23 protein-coding genes are annotated in these 21,941 nt (G+C 37.8%); 14 read left to right on the plus strand and 9 right to left on the minus strand.

Features of this window, described 5'->3' with window-relative positions:
- Positions 1 to 3 precede the first annotated feature (3 nt).
- The gene (gene lsrK, locus J2S07_RS08490) at positions 4 to 1,569 is read right to left on the minus strand and encodes an autoinducer-2 kinase (RefSeq protein ID WP_307149992.1); all 1,566 of its coding nucleotides are present in this window, start codon (positions 1,567 to 1,569) and stop codon (positions 4 to 6) included.
- Positions 1,570 to 1,595: 26 nt separating this feature from the next.
- Positions 1,596 to 2,522: a sugar-binding transcriptional regulator gene (locus tag J2S07_RS08495; protein ID WP_307149993.1), complete on the minus strand. Its 927-nt coding sequence runs from the start codon at positions 2,520 to 2,522 to the stop codon at positions 1,596 to 1,598.
- Positions 2,523 to 2,883: 361 nt separating this feature from the next.
- On the opposite strand from J2S07_RS08495, the gene J2S07_RS08500 reads away from it, so the two are divergent.
- The 8 genes from J2S07_RS08500 (at position 2,884) to J2S07_RS08535 (ending at position 11,744) form a co-directional block, all read left to right on the plus strand.
- Complete coding sequence (locus J2S07_RS08500; protein WP_307149994.1) at positions 2,884 to 4,389, plus strand: sugar ABC transporter ATP-binding protein; 1,506 nt, start codon at positions 2,884 to 2,886, stop codon at positions 4,387 to 4,389.
- Positions 4,382 to 5,383 carry an ABC transporter permease gene (locus tag J2S07_RS08505; protein WP_307149995.1) on the plus strand — a complete coding sequence of 334 codons (1,002 nt, stop codon included), beginning with the start codon at positions 4,382 to 4,384 and terminating at the stop codon, positions 5,381 to 5,383. Before J2S07_RS08500 ends, J2S07_RS08505 begins: the two co-directional genes overlap by 8 nt.
- 7 nt (positions 5,384 to 5,390) lie before the next feature.
- Positions 5,391 to 6,398 (plus strand): ABC transporter permease, encoded by a 1,008-nt coding sequence (locus tag J2S07_RS08510; RefSeq protein ID WP_307149996.1) that lies wholly within the window; start codon positions 5,391 to 5,393, stop codon positions 6,396 to 6,398.
- Positions 6,391 to 7,476: an autoinducer 2 ABC transporter substrate-binding protein LsrB gene (gene lsrB / locus J2S07_RS08515; RefSeq protein ID WP_307149997.1), complete on the plus strand. Its 1,086-nt coding sequence runs from the start codon at positions 6,391 to 6,393 to the stop codon at positions 7,474 to 7,476. The genes J2S07_RS08510 and lsrB overlap by 8 nt, the downstream gene beginning before the upstream one ends.
- 43 nt (positions 7,477 to 7,519) lie before the next feature.
- Positions 7,520 to 8,413, plus strand: coding sequence for a 3-hydroxy-5-phosphonooxypentane-2,4-dione thiolase (lsrF, locus tag J2S07_RS08520; RefSeq protein ID WP_307149998.1), 894 nt, complete (start codon positions 7,520 to 7,522; stop codon positions 8,411 to 8,413).
- Between the two features lie 100 nt (positions 8,414 to 8,513).
- On the plus strand, positions 8,514 to 9,023 hold the full coding sequence (locus J2S07_RS08525; protein ID WP_307149999.1) for a type 1 glutamine amidotransferase domain-containing protein: 510 nt from the start codon (positions 8,514 to 8,516) through the stop codon (positions 9,021 to 9,023).
- Between the two features lie 62 nt (positions 9,024 to 9,085).
- The gene (fba, locus tag J2S07_RS08530; RefSeq protein WP_307150000.1) at positions 9,086 to 9,946 is read left to right on the plus strand and encodes a class II fructose-1,6-bisphosphate aldolase; all 861 of its coding nucleotides are present in this window, start codon (positions 9,086 to 9,088) and stop codon (positions 9,944 to 9,946) included.
- A gap of 97 nt (positions 9,947 to 10,043) precedes the next feature.
- A complete protein-coding gene (locus tag J2S07_RS08535; RefSeq protein ID WP_307150001.1) occupies positions 10,044 to 11,744 on the plus strand; it encodes a methyl-accepting chemotaxis protein in 1,701 nt (566 codons plus the stop codon).
- A 39-nt stretch (positions 11,745 to 11,783) separates the two neighbouring features.
- Here J2S07_RS08535 and cysC read toward each other — a convergent pair whose 3' ends face one another.
- The 5 genes from cysC to J2S07_RS08560 are packed head-to-tail and all read right to left on the minus strand — an operon-like array spanning position 11,784 to position 15,593.
- On the minus strand, positions 11,784 to 12,383 hold the full coding sequence (gene cysC, locus J2S07_RS08540) for an adenylyl-sulfate kinase (protein WP_307150002.1): 600 nt from the start codon (positions 12,381 to 12,383) through the stop codon (positions 11,784 to 11,786).
- 29 nt (positions 12,384 to 12,412) lie between these two features.
- Positions 12,413 to 13,558: a sulfate adenylyltransferase gene (gene sat / locus J2S07_RS08545; RefSeq protein WP_307150003.1), complete on the minus strand. Its 1,146-nt coding sequence runs from the start codon at positions 13,556 to 13,558 to the stop codon at positions 12,413 to 12,415.
- Positions 13,559 to 13,583: 25 nt separating this feature from the next.
- On the minus strand, positions 13,584 to 14,285 hold the full coding sequence (locus J2S07_RS08550) for a phosphoadenylyl-sulfate reductase (RefSeq protein WP_370872804.1): 702 nt from the start codon (positions 14,283 to 14,285) through the stop codon (positions 13,584 to 13,586).
- 16 nt (positions 14,286 to 14,301) lie between these two features.
- Entirely contained in the window at positions 14,302 to 14,841 is a 540-nt protein-coding gene (locus J2S07_RS08555; protein WP_307150004.1) for a histidine phosphatase family protein, read from the minus strand.
- Entirely contained in the window at positions 14,823 to 15,593 is a 771-nt protein-coding gene (locus tag J2S07_RS08560; RefSeq protein WP_307150005.1) for a phosphosulfolactate synthase, read from the minus strand. The genes J2S07_RS08555 and J2S07_RS08560 overlap by 19 nt, the downstream gene beginning before the upstream one ends.
- Before the next feature lie 205 nt (positions 15,594 to 15,798).
- On the opposite strand from J2S07_RS08560, the gene J2S07_RS08565 reads away from it, so the two are divergent.
- Complete coding sequence (locus tag J2S07_RS08565; RefSeq protein WP_307150024.1) at positions 15,799 to 17,460, plus strand: MFS transporter; 1,662 nt, start codon at positions 15,799 to 15,801, stop codon at positions 17,458 to 17,460.
- 24 nt (positions 17,461 to 17,484) lie between these two features.
- On the opposite strand, the gene J2S07_RS08570 is transcribed toward J2S07_RS08565, so the two are convergent.
- Positions 17,485 to 18,252, minus strand: coding sequence for a CPBP family intramembrane glutamic endopeptidase (locus J2S07_RS08570; protein ID WP_307150006.1), 768 nt, complete (start codon positions 18,250 to 18,252; stop codon positions 17,485 to 17,487).
- A gap of 235 nt (positions 18,253 to 18,487) precedes the next feature.
- Here J2S07_RS08570 and J2S07_RS08575 point away from each other — a divergent pair, with 235 nt between their 5' ends.
- Both J2S07_RS08575 and J2S07_RS08580 read left to right on the plus strand, forming a co-directional pair.
- Positions 18,488 to 19,096, plus strand: a complete 609-nt coding sequence (locus tag J2S07_RS08575) for a DedA family protein (protein ID WP_307150007.1) — start codon at positions 18,488 to 18,490, stop codon at positions 19,094 to 19,096.
- A 316-nt stretch (positions 19,097 to 19,412) separates the two neighbouring features.
- Entirely contained in the window at positions 19,413 to 19,646 is a 234-nt protein-coding gene (locus J2S07_RS08580) for a hypothetical protein (RefSeq protein WP_307150008.1), read from the plus strand.
- Positions 19,647 to 19,667: 21 nt separating this feature from the next.
- Here J2S07_RS08580 and J2S07_RS08585 read toward each other — a convergent pair whose 3' ends face one another.
- Positions 19,668 to 20,135: a hypothetical protein gene (locus tag J2S07_RS08585; RefSeq protein WP_307150009.1), complete on the minus strand. Its 468-nt coding sequence runs from the start codon at positions 20,133 to 20,135 to the stop codon at positions 19,668 to 19,670.
- A 195-nt stretch (positions 20,136 to 20,330) separates the two neighbouring features.
- Here J2S07_RS08585 and J2S07_RS08590 point away from each other — a divergent pair, with 195 nt between their 5' ends.
- The 3 genes from J2S07_RS08590 (at position 20,331) to J2S07_RS08600 (ending at position 21,804) form a co-directional block, all read left to right on the plus strand.
- Positions 20,331 to 20,627, plus strand: coding sequence for a hypothetical protein (locus tag J2S07_RS08590; protein WP_307150010.1), 297 nt, complete (start codon positions 20,331 to 20,333; stop codon positions 20,625 to 20,627).
- 501 nt (positions 20,628 to 21,128) lie between these two features.
- Entirely contained in the window at positions 21,129 to 21,575 is a 447-nt protein-coding gene (locus J2S07_RS08595) for an AbrB/MazE/SpoVT family DNA-binding domain-containing protein (RefSeq protein WP_307150011.1), read from the plus strand.
- Positions 21,538 to 21,804, plus strand: a complete 267-nt coding sequence (locus J2S07_RS08600; RefSeq protein WP_307150012.1) for a type II toxin-antitoxin system RelE/ParE family toxin — start codon at positions 21,538 to 21,540, stop codon at positions 21,802 to 21,804. The genes J2S07_RS08595 and J2S07_RS08600 overlap by 38 nt, the downstream gene beginning before the upstream one ends.
- The last annotated feature ends 137 nt before the right edge of the window (positions 21,805 to 21,941 follow it).

Consider the following 21,941-nt stretch of genomic DNA (forward strand, 5'->3'; position numbering starts at 1 on the left):
ATTCTATTTAATTCCCGGTGCTATCCACATATGTTCTGTCAAGTCATTGTCAGCTAGTTCTAATTGCTTTTTGTAAATTTCTTTCCATTTTTTGTACAGCTCTTCGTAAACTGCATTATTCTCTTTAATCGGATAATACGTTTTTTCAAATTGAATGACTTTTGCAATCGCATCATCAAAGTTATTGTAAACATTTGCACCTACTCCAGCACAAATGGCAGCTCCAAGAGCAGTAGACTCTCTAACTACCGGTACCCTTAATGGCTTGTTCAGTACATCGGAAACGATTTGGCACCATAATTCGCTTTTAGATGCACCACCAGCAAAAACAATTGATTCAGGAGAAGTGTTTGTAATATCATTGACTAACTCAATGTTTCCTTTTGTGACAAATGCGGCATTCTCCATAATGGCGCGATAAAAGCTCACTTTATTAAATTTCTCTGAGTCCAGTTGGAAATTAAGGAAGCTTGGGGCTGCATGCTTCCAAGACTTATAGTTCATGACATCGGAAAATGTAGCTAGCATGCCATAGCTACCAGGAGGTACATCGCGAGCCCGCTTTTCCATTTGAACATAAACACTTTCGCCTGTTTCCTTTTGAAAATGTTTTTCAAACTCACAGAAGCTATCCCTAAACCATCTCATGACGAGACCTGGGAAGAAGGCAATGGCCTCATACTGCCAAGTATTTGGGACGGCGTGGCAGTTGATTCTTACCCTGCATTCGTCATCGATTTGAACATTGTTTGTAGTATACTCATATTGCCAAAAACTCCCGCCAAATACTGCAGCATCTCCTTCGTTGATTACTCCAGCACCAATACAGCCTAGCTGTGCATCCCCACCTCCAGCAACTACTAATGTTTCTGGACTTAATCCTGTAAGCGTTGACATTTCTTTAGTTACTTGACCAATTACTGTACCGCTTTCATGAACGATTGGAAAAATGTCCTCTCTTAGATTTACATTCTTTGCAATGTTGGAATCCCATGTCCTTTTCTTAATATCAAAAAGGCCAGAAGTACAGCCGTTTGATGGTTCTACTGAAATTACATCAGACAAGCGGTAGGTAATCCAGTCGTTGAGCATCGTGACATACTTAATTTTATCGTATGTTTCAGGAAGATTATTTTTGACCCAGAGAATCCTTGGGATTGCCGCTAAAGAAAATGTTTGACCCGAAATTTTATAAAGATCAGATTCAATTGTATCGCTTATGTTATACAAATTAGAAACCTCATTATTGGACCGGGAATCAACGTTCGCACAGGCCCATAATTCTTTTCCTGTCTCGTCATATAGGACGATTGCTTCTCTCATACTCGTTGTAGAAATGGCTAGAATATCTTCTGGATTTACCCTGCTGTTTGTGATGGTTTCCTTGATTAAATTAGTAATGATTGCGATGTTTGTAACAATGTCAAAATCCATTGAACCTGGGTATCGAACGTCCTCTTTGTGTGTCCACTCGGATTGAGCGACATACAACTCCTTTCCGAGTGTGTTAAATAAAATGACTCTTACACTTCCAGTACCAGCATCAATGGCCATTAAGTATTTTTCCATGAATAACCACCCTTTCATTTGATTCACTAAGATTCATCTGAAATTAGACTGTTGGCAACCAATTCATCCGTAATTAGTACATCAATATATCCCCCTCTAAGTGCCCCTATGATGGCATCCTTTTTGTCAAGGCCCCCAGCAACCGCTACAACATGATTAAGTGATTTTAATACATCAATTTCAGTGCTGATAAGCTTCTCGTGAAAATCCAAATCCAAGACATTGCCATTAATATCGTAAAATTGGCTTAACAAATCACCGACAGCGCCTCTAGTCTTCAATATTTCAAAATCATTCGTATTGAGGTATCCTTCTTTGATTAAAGTGGCCCTGTCATTCAATGCGCCAATTCCAATTACTGTGATATTAGAATAAGGAACCATATCCAATATTTTTTTTACCGGTTTTTCCTCCAGAAGCTGGGCGGCGAGATTTTTTGAAGCTACAAGCAAAGGTGCAGGTACAATATAGTGATTATAATTTGGATTTGTATAGTAGTCAGACCTTGTATCAATTGCAGTTGGCATGTAGAATTTCACACCACCAGACAAAGAAACGAATGTTATTTTATATTTTGTAGATATGCTCAAGTGTGCGAGCGTTTTCGAGACTGCTTCCCCATAGCCAATGCTGAGCATGGTGTCGCTTGTAATACGATCTTCAATATATTGAGCAGCAGCAATGGTAAGGCTCTCTACTTTTTCACTTGAGGTTGGAACAATATAAATATCCTTTAGATTGAACTTTTCTTTGATCTTATTTTGAATGTTAATGTTATCCATTTCTTCTAGGTTAATTTTGAATTGGATAACATTATTCGTTTTTGCCTTCTCAAGATATTTAATTACCTTCATCCTGGAAAGGTTTAGCGATTCAGAAATTTCATTTTGTGTTAAACCTTCAATATAATACTGCCATGCAATTTTTACGATTAAATCATTTTCATATCCCATTTTTTTATCACTCTTTTAAATTTATTTAGTTAAACAAAATATATTAGCATAAACAATTGTTTCGTTAGCATCTTCATTATAGCAACAATAAAAAAAGATAGTCAATATTAGTGATGAATAATTTTGAGAGGGATATAGTTGATGTAATCCCTTAATTTATAAGTATCCTTCGTGAATTGTATATCTATCTTGATTTAAATATATGTACGTTTAGTGAACAATCGAAATAGTTAAAAAAATAATAAAATGATACTTGATTAATAAATTGTTTTTATTTATAATTTGGATTAATTAAAGAAAGCGATTTCAATTCTAACTGGATACATACACGTATTTTTTAGGAAGGTATGGAGGGGCTTTTATGGAAGGTTCAAGACTGCTCGTAAAATTAGAAAATATCCAGAAATCATTTAATCAAAACAAAGTTCTAAAAGGTGTTTCTCTTGAAATAAGTGAATCAGAGGTTATTTCCATTATTGGCGGTAATGGAGCGGGAAAAAGCACTTTAATGAAAATTTTAACAGGTGTTTATAAAGAGGATGAAGGTAGTATAGAAATCCGGGGAAATAAGATTTCGAATTATAGCCCTGCAATCGCCAATAAGTTGGGGATATACCTAGTTCCACAAGAGCCATTATTATTTCCAAATATGACTGTTGAGCAGAACCTTACCATTGGATTTGATAAAACTAAGGCTGAAGTCAGGGAGTCTGCGAAAAGTCTAATCGAGCAATTAGGTTGGAATTTAGATCTAAATAGACTTGCTCTATCGTTATCCATAGCAGAACAGCAACAGGTTGAAATTATTAAGGGGCTGTTAAGAGACGCAAAAGTTCTTATCTTGGATGAACCAACCTCTTCGTTAACATTTGCAGAAACTGAGTCTTTGTTTAAATTGATTGAACAATTAAAAGCCTCTGGAGTAGGGATTTTTTACATCACACATCGATTGGACGAGGTCTTTCAAATTTCCACACATGCAGTTATCTTACGGGATGGTAAAGTTACCCTTAAAGGTCAAATTAATAACTTCACAAAGGATATGTTAATCAAGGGACTATTGCCTCTTGATAGTGAGAAAGGCGAGAGTAACGTTTTTCGGAAGGAATATATTGATCGTAGTCACGAAGAGCCAATACTTAAGGTAGAGAAACTTTGTGGAGATGGCTTTAAAGATATTAGTTTTAATGTATATAGGGGAGAAGTTGTTGGTCTTGCGGGTCTAGTTGGGGCTGGGAGAACTGAAATTGCAGAGGCTATTTATGGTATTAACCAAGTTCAAAGTGGAAAAGTTTATTTGAATGGTAAAGATATCACGGATTTAGCAGCTAATGAAACGATTGAAAGCGGGTTAGCATACATTCCTGAAGACAGATTCTTAAACGGAATTTTTTCCATTAGTTCTGTGAGTAGCAATGTAACCGCTCAAGTAATTAAGAAGCGTCGTTTCTTCCTCGATAAAAAATTTGAAAAAGAGATTACCGATGAATATGTAAGCAAACTAAGCATTAAGATTAGTAGTCATGATGACGAGATTAAATCATTATCTGGTGGAAATCAACAAAAGGTAGTAATTGCAAGAATCTTATCAACAAATCCACAGCTCATAATTATGGATGAACCAACAAGAGGAATTGACGCAGCTGCTAGAAGTGATATCTATTCCATTATTATGCAGTTGAAAGAGCAGGGTTACTCGATCTTACTCATCTCATCTGATTTAGAAGAAATTGAAAGAATCAGTGATAGAATTTATGCAATTTACCGAGGAACCTGTAGGGTTTGTTTAGGAATAGATGAAATAAATGCAACAAACGTGATGAATGCAGCTTTTGGCACATATAAAGGAAGTGAAAGACATGCCTAAACTTACAAGCTTTCATAAGCATAGAGAATTTAGGACAATTATATTCCTAGTCTTACTTTTCATTATTGTAGGTCTAGTAAACTCTGATTTCATCTCAGCTGGAAATATTCAAAATGCGCTCAAAAACAGCTTGCTCTATATTGTGTTAGCGATGGGGATGACATTCGTCTTGTTAACAGGTGAAATCGATATCTCAATCGGTGCAGTGCTAGGGCTAAGTGCTGCTGTAAGTGGAGTTATTCTTAGAGATGGAGGGAGCATTTTTATAGCTGTTATAACGGCTATCGCAATTGGTGCTGTAATCGGCTTAATTAATGGCTTTGGAGTTACTAAATTAAAAATTTCCTCCTTTATTATGACGTTAGGGATGTTGGAAATTGTTAGGGTGACCCAAGTTATTTTTACAAAAGGTCAATGGGTTGAGAATCTTCCAGAAAGTTTTAAACATATTTCACAAATGAAAGTTTTGGGAATAAATTTCCTAACCATTATTGTTATTTTAGCAGTCATTCTTGTTCATCTTTTCTTGTCTAATAGTAAAAAGGGAAGATATTTCGCTGCTATTGGTGATAACGAGGATGGTGCGGTATTAATCGGAATACCTGTTAAGAGATTTAAAATTATCGCTTTCGTCATTAATAGTGTTTGTGCTTCTATAGCAGGATTAATATTTGCTAGTCAGATTGGATTTATATCAACAACGGCTGGAGTAGGAATCGAAATGACGGTTATCGCAGCAGCTGTCCTGGGAGGGGTAAGTTTAAGTGGAGGTATTGGATCCATTGTTGGTGCTTCAATAGGCGCTATTATCATGAGCTCAATTAACTCTGCACTCGTATTCTTGAAGGTTCCTGCATTCTGGAACTCAGCCATTTCAGGTTCTCTTTTAATTATAATCGTTGTTGTTGATGCAATAATTTCACGCCGCAACACCAAGAAAACAATAAAGGAAAGATTAAATGCAAGGGTCCTAAACTATCAGGAGGAGGTGTGAGGTTAGTATGATGAAAAAAATACCAAAACGGAACTTAGTATTACTAGCAACTTTAGTAGCAGAAGTCGTAATTTTCGGCATGATCAATCCAAGATTCTGGAATATTAACATTCTATTAAATAGTTTTAACGATTTTGTAGGAATTGCGATTATCGCTTTCTTTGTTACCTTCGTAATTATTACTGGCGGTATAGATATATCTGGAGGCTCTATTATTGGACTAACTTCAGTGGTTACAGGATTATTGGCTCAAGTGGTTGGGATGAATATCTGGAGCGCTGCACTTTTAGCAGTATTAGTTGGCGGCTTATGTGGCTTATTAAATGGTATTCTAATCGCCTATGCCAGAGTTCAAGCGATGGTTATTACACTAGGTGGAATGCTCTTGTATAGTGGTATTGCACTAGTGCTGGTTGGTATATCCGGAGCAAGTACTTATGAAGGAATTTCTGGATTTTCGGAGGGGTTCATTAATTTAGCAAATGGGAAGTTATTTGGTATTCCACACTCCGTTATCGTATTTGTTGTCATGCTGCTCATCGCCTATATCCTTTTACATAGGACTAGGTATGGTAGATATATTTATTTAACTGGAATCAACCAAAATGCTGGAGAGTACTCAGGGATTGATACTCGAAAAATAATGGCTAGTACCTATGTATTATCAGGGCTAAGTGCGGGGATTGCTGGGGTTATTTTGACATCATACTTAGGGAGTTCCAGAGCAGATTTTGGTGCTGAATATTTAATGCCGATATTAACTGCTGTTGTATTAGGAGGCACCTTAATAACTGGCGGTAAAGGGGGTGTTATCGGGACAGCTCTCGCAAGTATTATTATAGGTTTTCTAAAATTAGGCTTGCAGATGGGTGGGGTCCAAACACAGTATATAGGCTTAGCTACAGGGTTTCTCTTGATTATTTCGGTAGCTTTAATGGGAGGTCAAGAAATCAAGACAAGCATGAAAAGATTATTAACTATTAAAAAGGATAGAGGAGGTAGTCTAAATGCGTAAATCAAAATTCTTTAAAGCATTAACAGGTTTGGCTCTATCAACAATGTTATTAGCAGCTTGTAATAGTGACGATGCTGGAAGCACCCCAAAAGGTGACAATGGAGGAAAAAAGGATGCAAAGGATATTGAAGTAGTCTTCATTCCAAAAATGACAGGAAACTCCTTCTTTGAGTCTGGAAATGATGGTGCTCAAGAAATGGCTGAGAAGATCGGCTTTAAAGTTAAGTATGATGGTGCACCTGAAGGTACCGTTGCAAACCAAGTTCAAATTATTAACAGTGCAGTAAATAGTGGTGCAGATGCAATTGCAATTTCGTCGGTTTCTTCTGACGGCTTGAATCAAGCGTTACAAAAAGCATTAGATGCAGGAATCAAAGTAGTGACTTGGGATTCCGATGTTGATCCTAAATATCGAACAGCTTATATCAATCAAGGTACACCGGAATTATTAGGTTCAATGCTTGTAGATATGGCAGCAGGCCAACTTGAAAATCCGAATGAAGCACAACAAGTAGCTTGGTTCTACTCAAGTCCAACTGTTCCTGACCAAAACTCATGGGTTGATTATGCAAATAAATATATAAAAGAAAAATACCCTAAGTGGGAAGTTGTTACTACTCAATTTGGTGAAGGGAACGAACAATTATCTCTTCAAGTAGGTGAAAGTATTTTAGATACTTACCCTGATATTGATATTATCATTTGCCCTGATTCAACTGCCCTTCCAGCAATGGCACAGGCAGCTCAAAACAAGGGTTTAAACAAAAAGGATGTCATTATTACAGGATTCGCAACACCTAACTCAATGAGACAGTATATTGAAAATGACACAATTGAAAATCATGGTTTATGGGATGTTAAGGACCAAGGTGCACTCGCGGTCTATATTGCTTATCACTTAGCGCTAGGCAATGAGTTAAAAGTAGGCGATACATTAGATGTTCCTGAAATTGGTCAAGTAAAAGTAGAGTCTAATAAAATTCAAGGCTATGACTATGAAGCTGATGATTCAGGGATCATTGTTTTACCAGAAAGAACGGTTTTTACAAAGGATAATACAAAAGACTATGATTTCTAATCTCAAAGATTCATAGAATTACAGCAAAGAAAGGAAGATAAAAGTGGCAGATATTATTGGAAATAAGGCAGCGAAAAATTTTTCAGAGGATGTTCCATTTTCAAATCATGGTAACTATCATGTAAAAGGTGCTTCAAACTTAGACTGGGGAATGAAGGACCGATTATCAAGAATTTTTAATCCAGAGACTGGCAAAACCGTAATGCTGGCATTTGATCATGGGTACTTTATGGGCCCAACATCTGGGTTGGAAAGATTAGATATTCTTATTCCAAAGTTAGCAAATTATGCAGATTGCTTGATGGGTACTAGAGGTGCGATTAGAAGTAGTGTCCCCCCTACATTCAATAAATCTATCGCATTAAGAGCATCATCAGGTTCAAGTGTTTTACAGGATGATTTAAGTCATGAATCAATGGTAGTTGACATTGAAGATGCCATTCGAATGAATGCTAGCGCAATAGCAATTCAAACCTTCATTGGTGCGGACGGACAGAAAGAAACTATTGAACAATTGAATAAAGCGGTTAATCTAGGCACTAGATATTCGATTCCTACATTAGGTGTTGTTGCTGTAGGAAAAGAAATGGAGCGAACTACTCAATTCTTCTTGTTAGCAACGAGAATGTTAGCTGAATTTGGTGCTTCAATTGTTAAAACATATTATTGCGATGATTTTGAAAAAGTAGCGGCCGCTTGTCCTGTACCGTTGGTTGTTGCAGGTGGAAAGAAGATTCATGAGAAGGACGCTTTAACTTTAGCTTATAACTCCATCCAAGGAGGAGCAGCTGGAGTTGATATGGGAAGAAACATTTTCCAATCAAATTTCCCTGAGGAAATGATTCAAGCTGTAAATAAAGTAGTTCATGAGGGGTACACGGATAAAGAGGCTTATGATTTCTTCCTTGACCTAACAAACGTCAGCACTAAGGCTTAATTTTTCAATAGGGATTGACTAGTTAACTTAGGGAGAAGCTTCTACTATATAGGGTAGGGGCTTTCCCTTTTTTAAAAAAATTTCTTCTGGAGGTAATAAAATGGCGAAAGTAGCTTTTCTTCTAGCACCAGGCTTCGAGGACTCTGAAATGAAAAATCCATATGAAGCAGTCAAGGAAGCAGGACATGAGACGGTCATTATCGGGAATGCAAAAGGAATAATATGCGAAGGAAAGAAAAATACAGTTTCTTATGAAATTGAACTAGCAGCCTCTGAAGCTAATGCAAGTGAGTTTGATGCAGTAGTCATACCAGGTGGTAGTGCACCTGAAGAATTGAGGGTTAATCAAGAAATAGTAGAATTTGTAAAGGCTCTAAATAATCAAACGAAAATAATTGCTGGAATCTGTCACGGTCCACAGGTCATGATAAGTGCTGATATTCTTAAGGGGAAAGAACTTACTTGTTATATTGGTATTCGCGATGACGTTATTAATAGCGGTGCAAAATACAAAGATGAAGAAGTTGTGGTAAGTCAAAACATCATTACTTCAAGGACTCCAAAGGATGAGCCAGCTTTTATTAGAGAAATTTTAGCGAAGCTTAATTAAGTGAAATCATTCATCATTATTAAATTTACTTAAGTCCTTATCTTGGGAAGGAGGACGTCAAGGTGGGATTAGTCTCAATTAAACAAATGCTAACAAAAGCCTTAAGTGAGGGCTATGCTGTTGGGCATTTCGATATACATAATCTCGAATGGACGCAGGCCGTCTTAGAAGCAGCGGAGGTAGAAAAATCTCCTGTTATTCTGGGGGTGACTGAAGGGGCGGTTGATTATCTAGGTGGTTTTTCAGTCGCAGTGGCTATAGTAAAAGCACTAATGAATGAGATGTCCATTACCGTTCCAGTAGCACTTCACTTAGATCATGGATCTAGTGTGGAAAATTGTAAAGCTGCTATAGATGCAGGATTTACCTCTGTTATGTTTGATGGTTCCCATTATTCTTTTAAAGAAAATGTAAGATTAACAGCACAGGTTGTTGAATACGCTCATAGACGTGGAATAACGGTTGAAGCAGAATTGGGAAGCATCGCTGGAGAAGAAGATGGCATTGTGTTGGAAGAATCAATATATGCTGATCCACACGAATGTGCAGAGTTAGTCAAGAAGACGGGAATTGACTGTTTAGCTCCAGCCTTAGGATCCGTTCATGGGCTATACAAAGGGGAACCTAAGCTTGGGTTTGTGGAAATGAAGGAAATATCTCAAATCGTTGGTATTCCATTGGTCCTACATGGTAGTTCAGGGTTACCTGCAGAACAGATAAAAAAGGCCATTTCACTAGGAACGGCAAAGATTAATGTAAATGCAGACAATCATCTGGCCTTTTCTAAAACCGTGAGAAACATTTTAAATCAAGATCCAGACATTTATGATGCTAGTAAATATATTCGCTATGGCCGAGAAGCTGTGAAAGAAACGGTTAGAGGAAAAATCCGACTATTTGGATCCACAGGTAAAGCTTTTTAGAGAAATAATAATCCATAGTAGCTTATTTATTACTATGGATTATTTTATTTCAGGTTTTTTGCTTGCTTTGAAAGAAGCGAAAGGAGTGGATAAAAATATGAATATGACTGTTAGGAAAAAAATCCTTCTTAGTTTTTTTTCGATAATCTTACTGTTAGCGATAGTAACAGGAATTACTTACTTTCAATTTGAGAAAATTGATAATAGGTACGCTTTATTGCTAGAAGGCAGCACAGAAAAAATTAAACTTACCAATGATTTAGTATTAAGCAATTCTGATGAAATTATGTATATTCAAAATTATTTGATAAGCGGGGATGAAAATTCGTTAAACAGTTTCAATACTACTAGAGAACATTTTCAAAATACGATTGAAACATTGAGAACATTAACAACAGACGAAGAAGTAGGTATGACCCTTATCGATAATATCATGGCGGCAGAGGTAGAGTACTCTGCTATTGCAAGTAAGATGATTGAATATAAGAAATTAGACTATTCAGAGCGATATATTCATGCCATGGAAAAAGAAGGCCAACCAGCTAAAGAGAAATTAACAGCACTAGCAAATGAACTATTAAATTATCAGCAAAAGAATCTAAACGCTATTAGTAAAGAGCTCTCAAAGCAAACGAAACTTATCATGGTTACTGTTCTTATTATTAGTATTATTGCCGTTTTGATGGGTGTAGCAATCGCCTTAACTTTGAGTAAAAGTATTTCCGGTCCTGTTCAGCTTATTTCAAAGGGAGCAGAAGAAATAACGAAAGGCAACCTAATGATTGAAGCTATTAAGGTAAAAAGTAGAGATGAAATTGGAAAATTAGCTACATCATTCAACGAAATGGCAGAAACATTGAGAGAGATTATTCATGAGGTAAACCTTACATCTGAGCAGGTCGCATCTTCTTCTGAGGAATTAATGGCGAGTAGTGAACAGACGACTTCTGCAACAAACCAGGTTGTTCAATCCATTCAAGAAGTCTCTAATACGATTGAAATCCAGGGAAGAAACACAGAGGAGAGTGTGAATGCCATCGCTGAAATCACGATTGGAGTTCAACGAATTGCTGATTCGACAGGAACGGTAGCAGAATCAGCAAGTGAAACAACGAAGCAGGCCACTATCGGTAATGAATATATTCATAAGGTTGTTGGACAAATGGATGAAATTTATCGTTCCACAACGGATACAAATTCTATGATGAAGGCTTTAGAAAGCAGAACGAATGAAATTGGAGTAATTATAAGCGTTATAACGGATATTGCCGATCAAACCAATCTACTAGCATTAAATGCAGCTATTGAATCAGCGCGAGCGGGGGAGCATGGCAAGGGTTTTGCTGTAGTAGCTGATGAAGTAAGGAAGCTTGCGGAGCAATCGAGGAAATCAGCTAATCAAATTGGAGAGATTATTCAACTGATCCAAAAAGATACTGGGAAAGCCGCGGAAATAACAAATGATGGAAATGAAATCGCAAAGAACGGACTTATATTAGCGGAAGAAACAAGAAGGACATTTGACCAAATTCTAAGATCAATCGAGGGAGTGAATTCCCAAACACAAGAACTTTCTGCTATCTCAGAAGAGATGTCTGCCAGTATCGAACAGGTTCATACATTAATAGAAGAAGTAGCTCAGTTAGCAAGAATTTCTTCCAATAACACATCCGAAATTGCCTCGGCTTCACAGGAACAATTAGCGACACTTGAAGAAGTCACTGCTTCCGCCACAGCGTTAGCGGAGAGGGCAGAGATCTTAAGAGGATTGATAAGTAAATTTAGACTAAGAGATTAATTTAGTCTTGAAATGGAGGGAAAAGAAGAAGATCCGATATTAAAGGATCTTCTTTCCTTTTAAATAGGACAATACTTTTATAACTGATTGCTCAATCGTCATTCGATCCGTTTCAATGATGATTTCTGGATTTGTAGGTGCTTCATAAGGGGACGAAATTCCAGTGAATTCAGGAATTTCTCCTATTCTCGCCTTCTTATATAACCCCTTTGGATCCCGACTTTCACAAACCTGTAATGGACATTTGAGATAGATTTCAATAAATTCTCCTTCAAGAAACATGCTTCTGACTAATTCCCTATCCTCTTGAAAGGGTGAGATAAATGCAGTGGAAACGATCTGCCCACTATCGACGAAGAGCTTTGCGACCTCCCCGATTCTACGAATATTTTCTTTTCGATCTTCTTTTCGGAAGCTGAGGTCTTTATTTAAGCCGTGGCGAATGTTGTCACCGTCTAAACAAAAGCTTTGAACTTTATGTTGATAAAGGGCCTGGTCCACTGCGTTGGCCAATGTGGACTTGCCCGAGCCAGATAGTCCAGTAAACCACAGAACACAGCTCTTGTGTCCATTAAGTAAATGACGATCTTTTTTGGAAATGGTGGCCTGATGCCACGTGATATGATTACTTTTTCTCATTTCTAACATCCTTTACACGGTCTAAGTTGTCAATTTACGTAAATTTCCTTCATTCCTTGAATTAAGATCTCGACGACTTCCTTCCGACTAAACTCCTTAGGAGGGAGTTCGCCGTTCTTTAGCATGGAGCGGACCTTTGTACCGGAAAGGATGACATGATGCTCACGATCATGGGGACATGTTTTCTCAGAAGCCATGTTCTCGCATTTTGTGCAATAGAAGCTATGCTCGAAAAATAATGGTTTAATCCCAAGCTCTTCTTCACTAAAATGGGAGAAAATTTTCTGAGCATCATAGGTTCCGTAGTAGTTTCCAACACCTGCATGATCTCTTCCCACAATGAAATGGGTACAGCCAAAGTTTTTGCGAACGATGGCGTGGAAAATGGCTTCTCGTGGGCCTGCGTAGCGCATGGCAGCTGGGAAGACAGATAAGAATACACGTTTCTTTGGATAATAGTGCTCCAACAGTACCTGGTAGCTTCTCATTCGAATTTCACTTGGAATATCATCAGCCTTTGTTTCGCCCACTAAGGGATGTAGAAAAAGGCCATCGACTATTTCTAATGCGGATTTTTGAATATACTCATGGGCTCGATGAACAGGATTACGGGTTTGAAATCCAACAATCGTTTTCCAGCCCAACTCTTGAAAATGTTGTCTTGTATCGGCAGGATCTATATAATAGTCCACAAATTTATCTTTAGGGGGTCTTTTCAAGAGGGTGATCGGCCCTGCCAAATAGTAATCAGGACGATTCATTAGTTTCTGTACCCCTGGGTGGTTCAAATCCATGGTCTTATAGACCATTAGGGCTTCTACTTCTTTGTCGGGATAGAAGATTTCCTCAAGCTCCATCGTCGCAAAAATGGTTCCGTCGTATATGAGATTGATCGTTTCACCGGTTTCTAGCTCGAGCACCTTCTCTCGATCTGCCGCTAGCGTAATAGGAATAGACCAAGGCAGCCCACCTGACAATCTCATCTGATAGACGACGGACTCATAATCCTTTTGATTCATGAAGCCTTCTAATGGGCTGTAGGCGCCATTTGCGATTAACTCCAAATCGCTTAGCTCGAACGAATCGATCTCAACGAAATTTCGTGAATAGTCTTCCATTGCATGAAGGTTCATTCGATTAATTAGTTTTCCACCATGTGGAATGCTTTTTGACACGATTTTTACAACTCCTTTTTTCACATTAGTTTTCTAAGTGCAGCCCACATTCTATTTTGTTCAGTCCTGCCCAGCGGCCTTCTCTAAGGTTTCCTGAATGATTCACGGGCCGTGTGCATGGCGCACAGCCGATGCTTGGATAGCCTTCATCATGTAAGGGGTTATAGGGAAGATGATTGAGATGGATGTAGCTGAGAATATCGTCCCATGTCCAATGTATGAGCGGGCAGATTTTGATCTTCTTGAATTTTTCATCTTTGTTGATGTATTGTGTTGTCTTTCTTGTAGGGGATTGGTCACGTCTCAACCCAGATATCCACGCCTTTGAACCCTTTAGAGCTTTTTCGAGAGGAATGACCTTTCGAAGATGGCAGCAAAGATTGGGGTTTTGTGCCCATAACTTTTCTCCATGTAATTCTGATTGCTCCTCTAAGCTTAGCTCAGGTGTCACCATCTCGATCTGAAGGCTGGGGTAGCGGTCTTTAACCTGTTCAATTAATTCGTAGGTCTCTTCAAAATGGAGCCCAGTATCCAGAAACTTGATTTTTGCTCTTTTGTTGACTTTGTAAATGAGATCGATAAGTACGATGCCTTCTGCTCCGAAGCTGCAGGCATAGACAATGTCATCCCCATATTCTTGGAAAGCCCATTTTAATACCTCATAGTAATCAGAACGATCATCGAAGATCGGCTCACCCCAGTTCTCATAGGTTAAACACTCTGCCAAGTAAATCACCTCGTTTCTACGCTTCGACCGTCATAAATTCTAGTGAAATGGATTCATTATTTTCTACGGTTCGTTTGTTCATTTTGTTGATATGTCCATATTTATGATAGGAGATGAATGCTCGCATCCAGGAGCCATGGCCAAAGACTAAGATGCTTGAAGCATCCTTGTATTTTTTCAAAAAATGAATAATCCGCTGTTCTAAATTTAAGAGACTTTCGCCGAGAACCATCTCTCTAGGATTTTCAAGCCATTGGTCTCCGTAAGCTGCAAGAAGTTCACTCTTTGGACGTCCCTCGAATTTCCCAAAATCTAATTCGTTTAATAATGATTCTTTGATGGGCTCATATCCATAGGCGAAGGCTGTTTGCTCTGTTCTTTGTAGAGCACTACAAAGAACATATTCAAAGCATTTTCCTCTTAAAAGTAGTGCATTATCCAGCATGTCACATTGGTCCTTTACCGAAATTGGCAGGACGGGGATATCCCTTTTTCCTTGAAGCTTATGCTTCTTGTTCCATTCTGTTGGGAGATGCCTTATAAGGGTAATTTCCATTCCTGCTCCTCCAAGTAAAAGGTTTCGCTTCTAAGGCCTTGTCTTTGTGCCTCTAAAATCAATACATCAGCCAATTTTACATTTCCAAGATTCACATTAGGACCAATCTCATTAATAAAGTACATTTGATGCTTGTGAGTAGGGGCTTCAAAAATTATTTTTTTATCATCGAGTTCTTCTAGCAGGTTCTTGACGAGATTTGATTTAATTCGGCCATTTTGATCATAGATACCTGCAGTGCCTGAGTCCCTGCCTTCTGTGATGACATATTGGCAGCCTGCATTCAAAAAGTAATCTATTTCTTGTTTCCATTCCGTAACAGGCATATCACACTCGGAATCCTTGGAACCTACCTCTGCAATCACCCAGAAATCTCTTTTGAACTCTGACACAATCTCCAGTCTTTCTTCCAATGGAATGTCAAAAGTGCCGTTTGAAACCTCCACCCATTCTATGCCTAATTCAGCTAACCAGCTCAAGTACTCTGAAAGCTTATTTTGCAGATAGCATTTTTCAAACAGAGTTCCACCGAAATAGGGACGGATTCCATATTCTTGATAAAGCTTGATTTTTTCCTTTAGGTTTGGCGCAATATAGGCTGAGCCAATGCCAATTTTGGCGATGTCAATGAACTGGTGATAATCACCAAGTATATGCTTTAACTCACCTACAGGCGTACCGAAATCAACAATAGAAGTAAGGCCATAGCTTCTACTTCCAGTAGTTCTCTTCGGCAATCGCAAAAAATCCATGGGCGTAAGCCTCCTCTATTTTTCCTAGGATAGTTATATTCATAATCTGGGTGAATGTGTATATATTGGGCTTTTACACATGGAAATAGGCTTGATGTAACTGAAGGTAAATTTATCAAGCTTTGTATATTCTTCGAAATCAACTCAAACAATAAAATAGGTTCATTGGCTATTCTTTAAATTCGTATTTGGATAGGGGTGTTCGATTTTGTCTGAGCGAAAACATAAAGGGATGACCATTTTTGCCATTGGCTCTATCCCGCTCATTCTCGTGTTGGGGAACTCCATGCTTATCCCGATCCTGTCTAAGATGAAAACAGAACTAGATATAACCCAATTTAAGGTAAGTTTAATTATTTCGGTATTCTCCATTGCTGCTGCCATTTCTATCCCTGTACTAGGCTATTTATCTGATCGTTTTTCTCGTAAGGCCATTATCATTCCTGCTCTTATTTTGTATGGGTCAGGAGGGCTACTTGCGGGTGCTGCAGCGGCATGGTTTTCCAGTGCATATACATGGATTTTGGCGGGAAGAATTATGCAAGGAATCGGAGCAGCAGGTACAGCCCCTATTGCGATGGCATTGACGGGTGACTTGTTCAAAGGGGGAGAACAGAGTAAGGTTCTAGGCCTAGTCGAGGCTTCCAACGGATTTGGAAAGGTGATCAGTCCGATTATCGGGTCCTTATTTGCCCTTCTATTCTGGTACGCAGCTTTTTTTGCCTTTCCCGTTTTTTGCTTAATTTCTGTTTTATTAACGATATTTTTTATCAAGGAAAAAAAGACAAAAAAGGAACCACCTCCGGTTGGACAGTATGTGAAGGGCCTGCTTTCCGTTTTTAAGACGGAAGGACGCTGGCTTTTTGTTGCTTATTTAACTGGGGCAACCTGTTTGTTTACTTTATTTGGAATATTGTTTTATATTTCCGATATTCTCGAAAAAGAGCATCAAATTGATGGTGTTTTAAAGGGTGGAATCCTTGCTATTCCATTGCTTTTCATGACAACAACGTCTTATATCACAGGGAGCAAGATTGGGAAAAAGATGAGGTTGATGAAAACTCTGATTGTCATAGGTTTGCTACTGATGACGATTTCATTCTCTGTGCTCGTATTTTTTGAAAAATTGGTTCCTTTTTTTGCGGTACTTGTGATTAGCAGTATTGGAACAGGATTAGTCCTTCCCTGCATCAATAGCTTTATTACGGGCTCCGTTCCAACTGACCGAAGGGGATTTGTTACCTATAATTCCATTACAAAATTTTTCGGTTCGGTTCAGCATTGGCGCCAAAAGACAATAAATCTAAAGCTTGTGAAATATTTAGCCATCGGAAGTATTCCGAGTGCAGCCTGTGCGGTGGGAATTCTTCATCTCTTCGATACCTTTTTTCAAAATCAGGATGAAATCATTAAGCATGCACTTGGTTATGTTCTAATTGTCGTGGCCATCACGACTTTGATTAAGACTTTTATGAAAGAAAGGTTTCAGTTAAATCGTATTCAGCTGAAGTCATTGGAAGAAAAGAAAGCATTGACTATTGGAATCGGTGCAGCCCTGGGATTCATCGTCGGGTTGACTTCGATTGGCTCGGGCTCCTTATTTGCGCTAGCGATGCTTTTTTTATACAAAATGACCCCATCCGAATTAGTCGGAACCGACATCGCACATGCCTTTTTATTGGTGACGGTGGCTGGCCTACTCCATGCGGGTATCGGGCATGTGGATTATTTATTAATGTTTAACCTTCTTGTCGGTTCCATTCCGGGAGTGATGATAGGAAGCAGTTTGTCCTCTAAATTTCCCGCAAAGCCGTTGCGAACGATATTAGCGATTATGATTCTACTGAGTGGGTTTACCTTAATCTAAGCAAAAAAAGGGGAGATCCCCTTTTTATTTTTGTCCGATTTTATTTCGGTACCATGGGCCGAACACAACATGTAACCCAATGTCTGCAGCAAAGTGTGAGATCATTGCGATTTCAATTCCGTATTTCCAATACAAATAACCAAAAACGATTCCAGGAATGGTATTTAATAGGATGGTACGGATGACAACGACCTTCGTCTTACCGATGGCTTGGATCGCTGCTGGCAAATGACCGACTCCAAATAATAGTGCGGCTACTACAATACCAATCCAATAGGCGCTGTCTTCTAATCCAATCAATGAAGTTAAATAAACAGTAATCGTCATAATGAAAAGTCTTGTTAACACTTCTTCAGAGATTCCGCCATACAATGAGGCTAGTAAGGATTGTTTTCTTGATGGAAGCGGCATGTCTATCTTCGGCATCTTCTTAGCAAAGGCCATATCAATAGCGATAATCAGAATAGATAATAGTAAGCCTGCAAGAATAGCCACGACAATCATAGTGGGAACAGAGTAAGGAATGTCTATCCCGAACAACCAGTTATCTACTATATACCAATGTAAGTCCACCTTCGGGGCAAATCTTGTTCCTACATAGGAAGCCACCCCTAATAATAAGGCTGACTGAAAAACACTAATGAGCATGAGGACAGGTGTAGACGGCACCTTTTTTCCTGGTTTGTTTCTTCGCTCCTCTTCTATTTTTCCTTGCAACATCTTAAATTGATATGGCGTGACCGCGATCGCACCGATGACGGAAGCGATCCAGAAAATCAGAAATACCTTCATTTTTGCACCCTCGATTCGTGATAATTTAATAAATAATTGCGAACTAAAGATAGTACGAATGGGAAATCTATTTCGTTCACGAAAAAAGAAAAAATATTGATCATTCATATTAGCAGGTTCAAATCGTATAATTTATAGAGTGGACGAGTCTCTTTAGTGAAAATGATCTAATGGGTGTTTATTTCTGTTAAACTATTTTAGGTAGCGTGAATTTATTGAATTGAAGGAGCTCAGTATGGAAAATTGGTTGCTGGACATTATGAATGACTATGGCTATGTAGGGATTATGCTCCTAATTGCGGTGGAGAATATCTTCCCACCTATCCCATCTGAGGTGATTTTGACATTTGGTGGATTTATGACCTCGACAACGAATTTAACCATTGTTGGAGTCGTGATTGCTTCTACCGCCGGCTCAATGATTGGGGCGATTGTGCTCTATGTCCTTGGACTCCAGTTTGGTGTGGAACGATTGGAACAGGTCGTGAATAAATGGGGTCATATTCTAAGAGTGACCAAACATGATATACATAAGGCAGATGCCTGGTTTGATAAATATGGTTCATGGACAGTTTTCTTTTGCCGCTTTGTCCCATTAATTAGAAGCCTAATTTCAATTCCAGCAGGGATGTCCAATATGAATTTTGGAGTTTTTCTTGCCTTTACTTTTGTCGGAACGCTGATTTGGAATATTGTACTAGTCAACCTCGGGGCATCGGTAGGTTCTAACTGGGAAGTTATTGTGGAAAAAATGGACATCTACTCAAATTTTGTTTATGCCATTCTTATTATGGTAGCAATGGTGTTCTTGTTTATGTTTATAAAGAGAAGGAAATTAAAATAGGTTGGAACGCGTGCGATTGCTGAATAAGGGCAGTCGTTTTTTTTTTACGAATGGTTGCTTTATTGGAAGAAATAGAATAAGAGAAAAGCAACTCTTCAAGGAAGAATCGTTGTTTTCTTAATAAGGGTAAATCATAATGGCTGAAAATTGCATTATGGAATATAATGTAAGGATTCATAGATAAATGGGGATTGATCAATCCCCCCACTTCAAACAGCTCGTAATAGATGCTAAGTGGTGGGGAGTTCAAGGTTGCAACTTCCTTACCGTTGCGGGTTAGTGCTAAAAATAATAATAAAGGGATGATAAAAAGATAATGAATAATATCGATAAAAGAAATCGTTTAGATGACGAACCTTTTAATTTTCGAGTAACAAAAGATAATACAGTCTTTCTGGACTATAATGGCAGACAAGTAAAAGTCTTGAAAGGAACAGAAGCAGAGAAATTTCTAAAGAAAATTAGTGTTGCAGAAAGTACAACGGAAGCACAGTTAATAATGGCAAAGATTACTGGAAATTTTAAAAGGGGTAATGAAAGAAATAGTTAAGGAAATCAATAATTGATTGGATTAGCATCCAGATACTATAACTTTTCGAAAACAAGATAGTAATGATATAAACTGTTTTGTTTCGGCATCATATATAGCATATTGTCCTTTAAATTCTTTTTCTGTTTCTTTTACGCTCATAAGAAAATAGACCTGCCTATTAGGGTTTGGAGCAGGATAAAACTCTTTAATGTTAGAATCAGGATAAGAATATTGTACTTCACCATCTTTGTACTTATAGACAAATTTATCAATGTCTTTAAATAGAACCTTTTCCCTTTTGCTTAATGTTGCACCAGAATACTCCTTGTAATGAAATTCTGTTTGTAACTCTTTATAAAACTGATCTGGGCTTTGCCTAATTACTTTGTCACGGTTTGCTGGGTAAAGTATCAATTGTTCCTTTTCATTTCTTATTTTTTCTGCATTTACTGAAATGCCAATAAAGAGTAAGAAGGAAAAACAAATGCTACCTAAGATAAATTTCATAATGTACCTCCTCAATGAATTTAAAGACGTATCTTTAGTATTATTTCCAAATATATAAATTTTCCATTGGCCGCTGTAATGATGTAATTAATTTTGTGAATAATTGTACGTTAGCGAAAGCGTGCGTTTCCGGAACAAGCAGGAATGCTTTTTCACTGTCGGAGCAGGTTAGTGAAAAGAGGATAAACTATACTTATGGTAAATGAGGAACAAGTGATATTTACAAAAATCTCATTTGATGAAATGGCAAGTGAAGAACTGAAGTCTTATGACGCAGTATTTATCAGGGAAAATAATCTTTCAGAGGCCGCTAAAAGCCAATATGCAGACGTTTACCTAAATTCATCAATTCCATTCTTTTTTATATCAGCTAATAATCATATCCCTTTTACCGTAAAAGAAACAGCATATAATGAGTCTTGGAATTGGACTGCTGGTCAAAGCTACGCTGTTGGGGTTCTTCCCAATTTTAAGGGGAGAGGTTGTGAATAAATATACTTAAAGTAACGGGGCAAGAGTTGATTGGAGGAGCGACTAACTTAGACGGTTGTGAAGAAATAGACGATGAAACAACCTTTCAACGAAGAAACGTTGTTTTCTTCTTATCCTTATTCTTTGGCTTATTCGAAGAATCTTCGGCACAGTAGCCATGCATTCTTCTTCAAAAACAGTATCAACCAAGTTATGTGCAAACAGAATAAAACAACTTTTTTAAATTCCTTACTTAGTAAGGTTGTTTTTTTATAAAATATGGGTATAATAAGAGTAACCTTACTTAGTAAGGATATATACCATCTATATTCCCACTAGTAGCTGAAACATTATATAAAAAAGCAAATAAACATTAATAGATATTAAAAAACACAAAACATAGTCGAACAAATTTAACTGGGAAAAAAGTTGAAGTAAACACATAAACCAAAAAATATGAGAAAGTAGTTGTTCGTAGAGACTGTAAATAGAAGTTGAGAAACTAAAAGGATGATAAATAATATGAAAATACAAATTGCAGAGGGCGCTAACGAATTCGGGAATATTCGTGAGTATAGGGATATAAAAATTACATCTAAAAGGCAACTCACGATACCAAAGGCTTTTTTTGATTATTTAGGAATAGAAGAAACGGTCCATGCTTATTTGCTAGACAACGCTATACTAATCAAACCAGAACAAAAAAAGTCTATTCAAGATCAAGATATTCAAACGATCCTACAAAATGTGATGAGTGAAGGGTTTTCTGGTGATGATTTAGCAGATGAATTTTCACGTCGAGTGAAAGAATACAACAGGTTTTTGGATAACCGTATTGATGGATTTCTAAATGACATAACAAGTGATGCGGTGTCGGAGGAGGATGAAGGAGACGATTTTAATGGGCTCGACATGTTCTTCGACGAAGAAAATGGAAAGAATCTTGAAAAAGGTAGAGAAAAGCAATAGCAAGCTTTACGAAGAATTTATTAAGCACCAAGAAGAAATATTAAAGGAACCATCCATTGGTTCTCCCTTAAAAGGCGACCTAAAGGATTTAAGATCCTTAGATTTCAAGTTTCAACAAGTTTCATTGCGAATTTGCTATCAATATTTCGAAGGGGATAATCACATAATATTCGTCTATTTTGGAACGAGAGAGAATTTCTATAAAGATGTAAAGCGTTATCTACATTAATCAGTTCAAGCCACCTTAAGAGTATGGGTGGCTTTATTTTTCGTAGAAAGAAAACCCTACGCTAGGCGTAGGGTTCTGGAAAGCTTATAGCGATGTATTAAAAAAATCCCAACCTGGTGTTAAAATAAATTTTGGTT

Origin of the sequence: Anoxybacillus andreesenii (assembly GCF_030813005.1) — a bacterium.
Lineage (GTDB): Bacteria > Bacillota > Bacilli > Bacillales > Cytobacillaceae > Robertmurraya > Robertmurraya andreesenii.

What these genes read in the sequence shown, in the direction of transcription:
- J2S07_RS08500 (WP_307149994.1), top strand. Translation starts at nt 2,884, where the DNA reads ATGGAAGGTTCAAGACTGCTCGTAAAATTAGAAAATATCCAGAAATCA.
- J2S07_RS08495 (WP_307149993.1), bottom strand. Translation starts at nt 2,522, where the DNA reads ATGGGATATGAAAATGATTTAATCGTAAAAATTGCATGGCAGTATTAT.
- cysC (WP_307150002.1), bottom strand. Translation starts at nt 12,383, where the DNA reads ATGAGAAAAAGTAATCATATCACGTGGCATCAGGCCACCATTTCCAAA.
- J2S07_RS08505 (WP_307149995.1), top strand. Translation starts at nt 4,382, where the DNA reads ATGCCTAAACTTACAAGCTTTCATAAGCATAGAGAATTTAGGACAATT.
- J2S07_RS08535 (WP_307150001.1), top strand. Translation starts at nt 10,044, where the DNA reads ATGAATATGACTGTTAGGAAAAAAATCCTTCTTAGTTTTTTTTCGATA.
- J2S07_RS08560 (WP_307150005.1), bottom strand. Translation starts at nt 15,593, where the DNA reads ATGGATTTTTTGCGATTGCCGAAGAGAACTACTGGAAGTAGAAGCTAT.
- J2S07_RS08510 (WP_307149996.1), top strand. Translation starts at nt 5,391, where the DNA reads ATGATGAAAAAAATACCAAAACGGAACTTAGTATTACTAGCAACTTTA.
- J2S07_RS08525 (WP_307149999.1), top strand. Translation starts at nt 8,514, where the DNA reads ATGGCGAAAGTAGCTTTTCTTCTAGCACCAGGCTTCGAGGACTCTGAA.
- J2S07_RS08555 (WP_307150004.1), bottom strand. Translation starts at nt 14,841, where the DNA reads ATGGAAATTACCCTTATAAGGCATCTCCCAACAGAATGGAACAAGAAG.
- lsrK (WP_307149992.1), bottom strand. Translation starts at nt 1,569, where the DNA reads ATGGAAAAATACTTAATGGCCATTGATGCTGGTACTGGAAGTGTAAGA.
- J2S07_RS08585 (WP_307150009.1), bottom strand. Translation starts at nt 20,135, where the DNA reads ATGAAATTTATCTTAGGTAGCATTTGTTTTTCCTTCTTACTCTTTATT.
- J2S07_RS08575 (WP_307150007.1), top strand. Translation starts at nt 18,488, where the DNA reads ATGGAAAATTGGTTGCTGGACATTATGAATGACTATGGCTATGTAGGG.
- J2S07_RS08580 (WP_307150008.1), top strand. Translation starts at nt 19,413, where the DNA reads ATGAATAATATCGATAAAAGAAATCGTTTAGATGACGAACCTTTTAAT.
- lsrB (WP_307149997.1), top strand. Translation starts at nt 6,391, where the DNA reads ATGCGTAAATCAAAATTCTTTAAAGCATTAACAGGTTTGGCTCTATCA.
- J2S07_RS08595 (WP_307150011.1), top strand. Translation starts at nt 21,129, where the DNA reads ATGAAAATACAAATTGCAGAGGGCGCTAACGAATTCGGGAATATTCGT.
- J2S07_RS08590 (WP_307150010.1), top strand. Translation starts at nt 20,331, where the DNA reads ATGGTAAATGAGGAACAAGTGATATTTACAAAAATCTCATTTGATGAA.
- J2S07_RS08600 (WP_307150012.1), top strand. Translation starts at nt 21,538, where the DNA reads ATGGAAAGAATCTTGAAAAAGGTAGAGAAAAGCAATAGCAAGCTTTAC.
- J2S07_RS08570 (WP_307150006.1), bottom strand. Translation starts at nt 18,252, where the DNA reads ATGAAGGTATTTCTGATTTTCTGGATCGCTTCCGTCATCGGTGCGATC.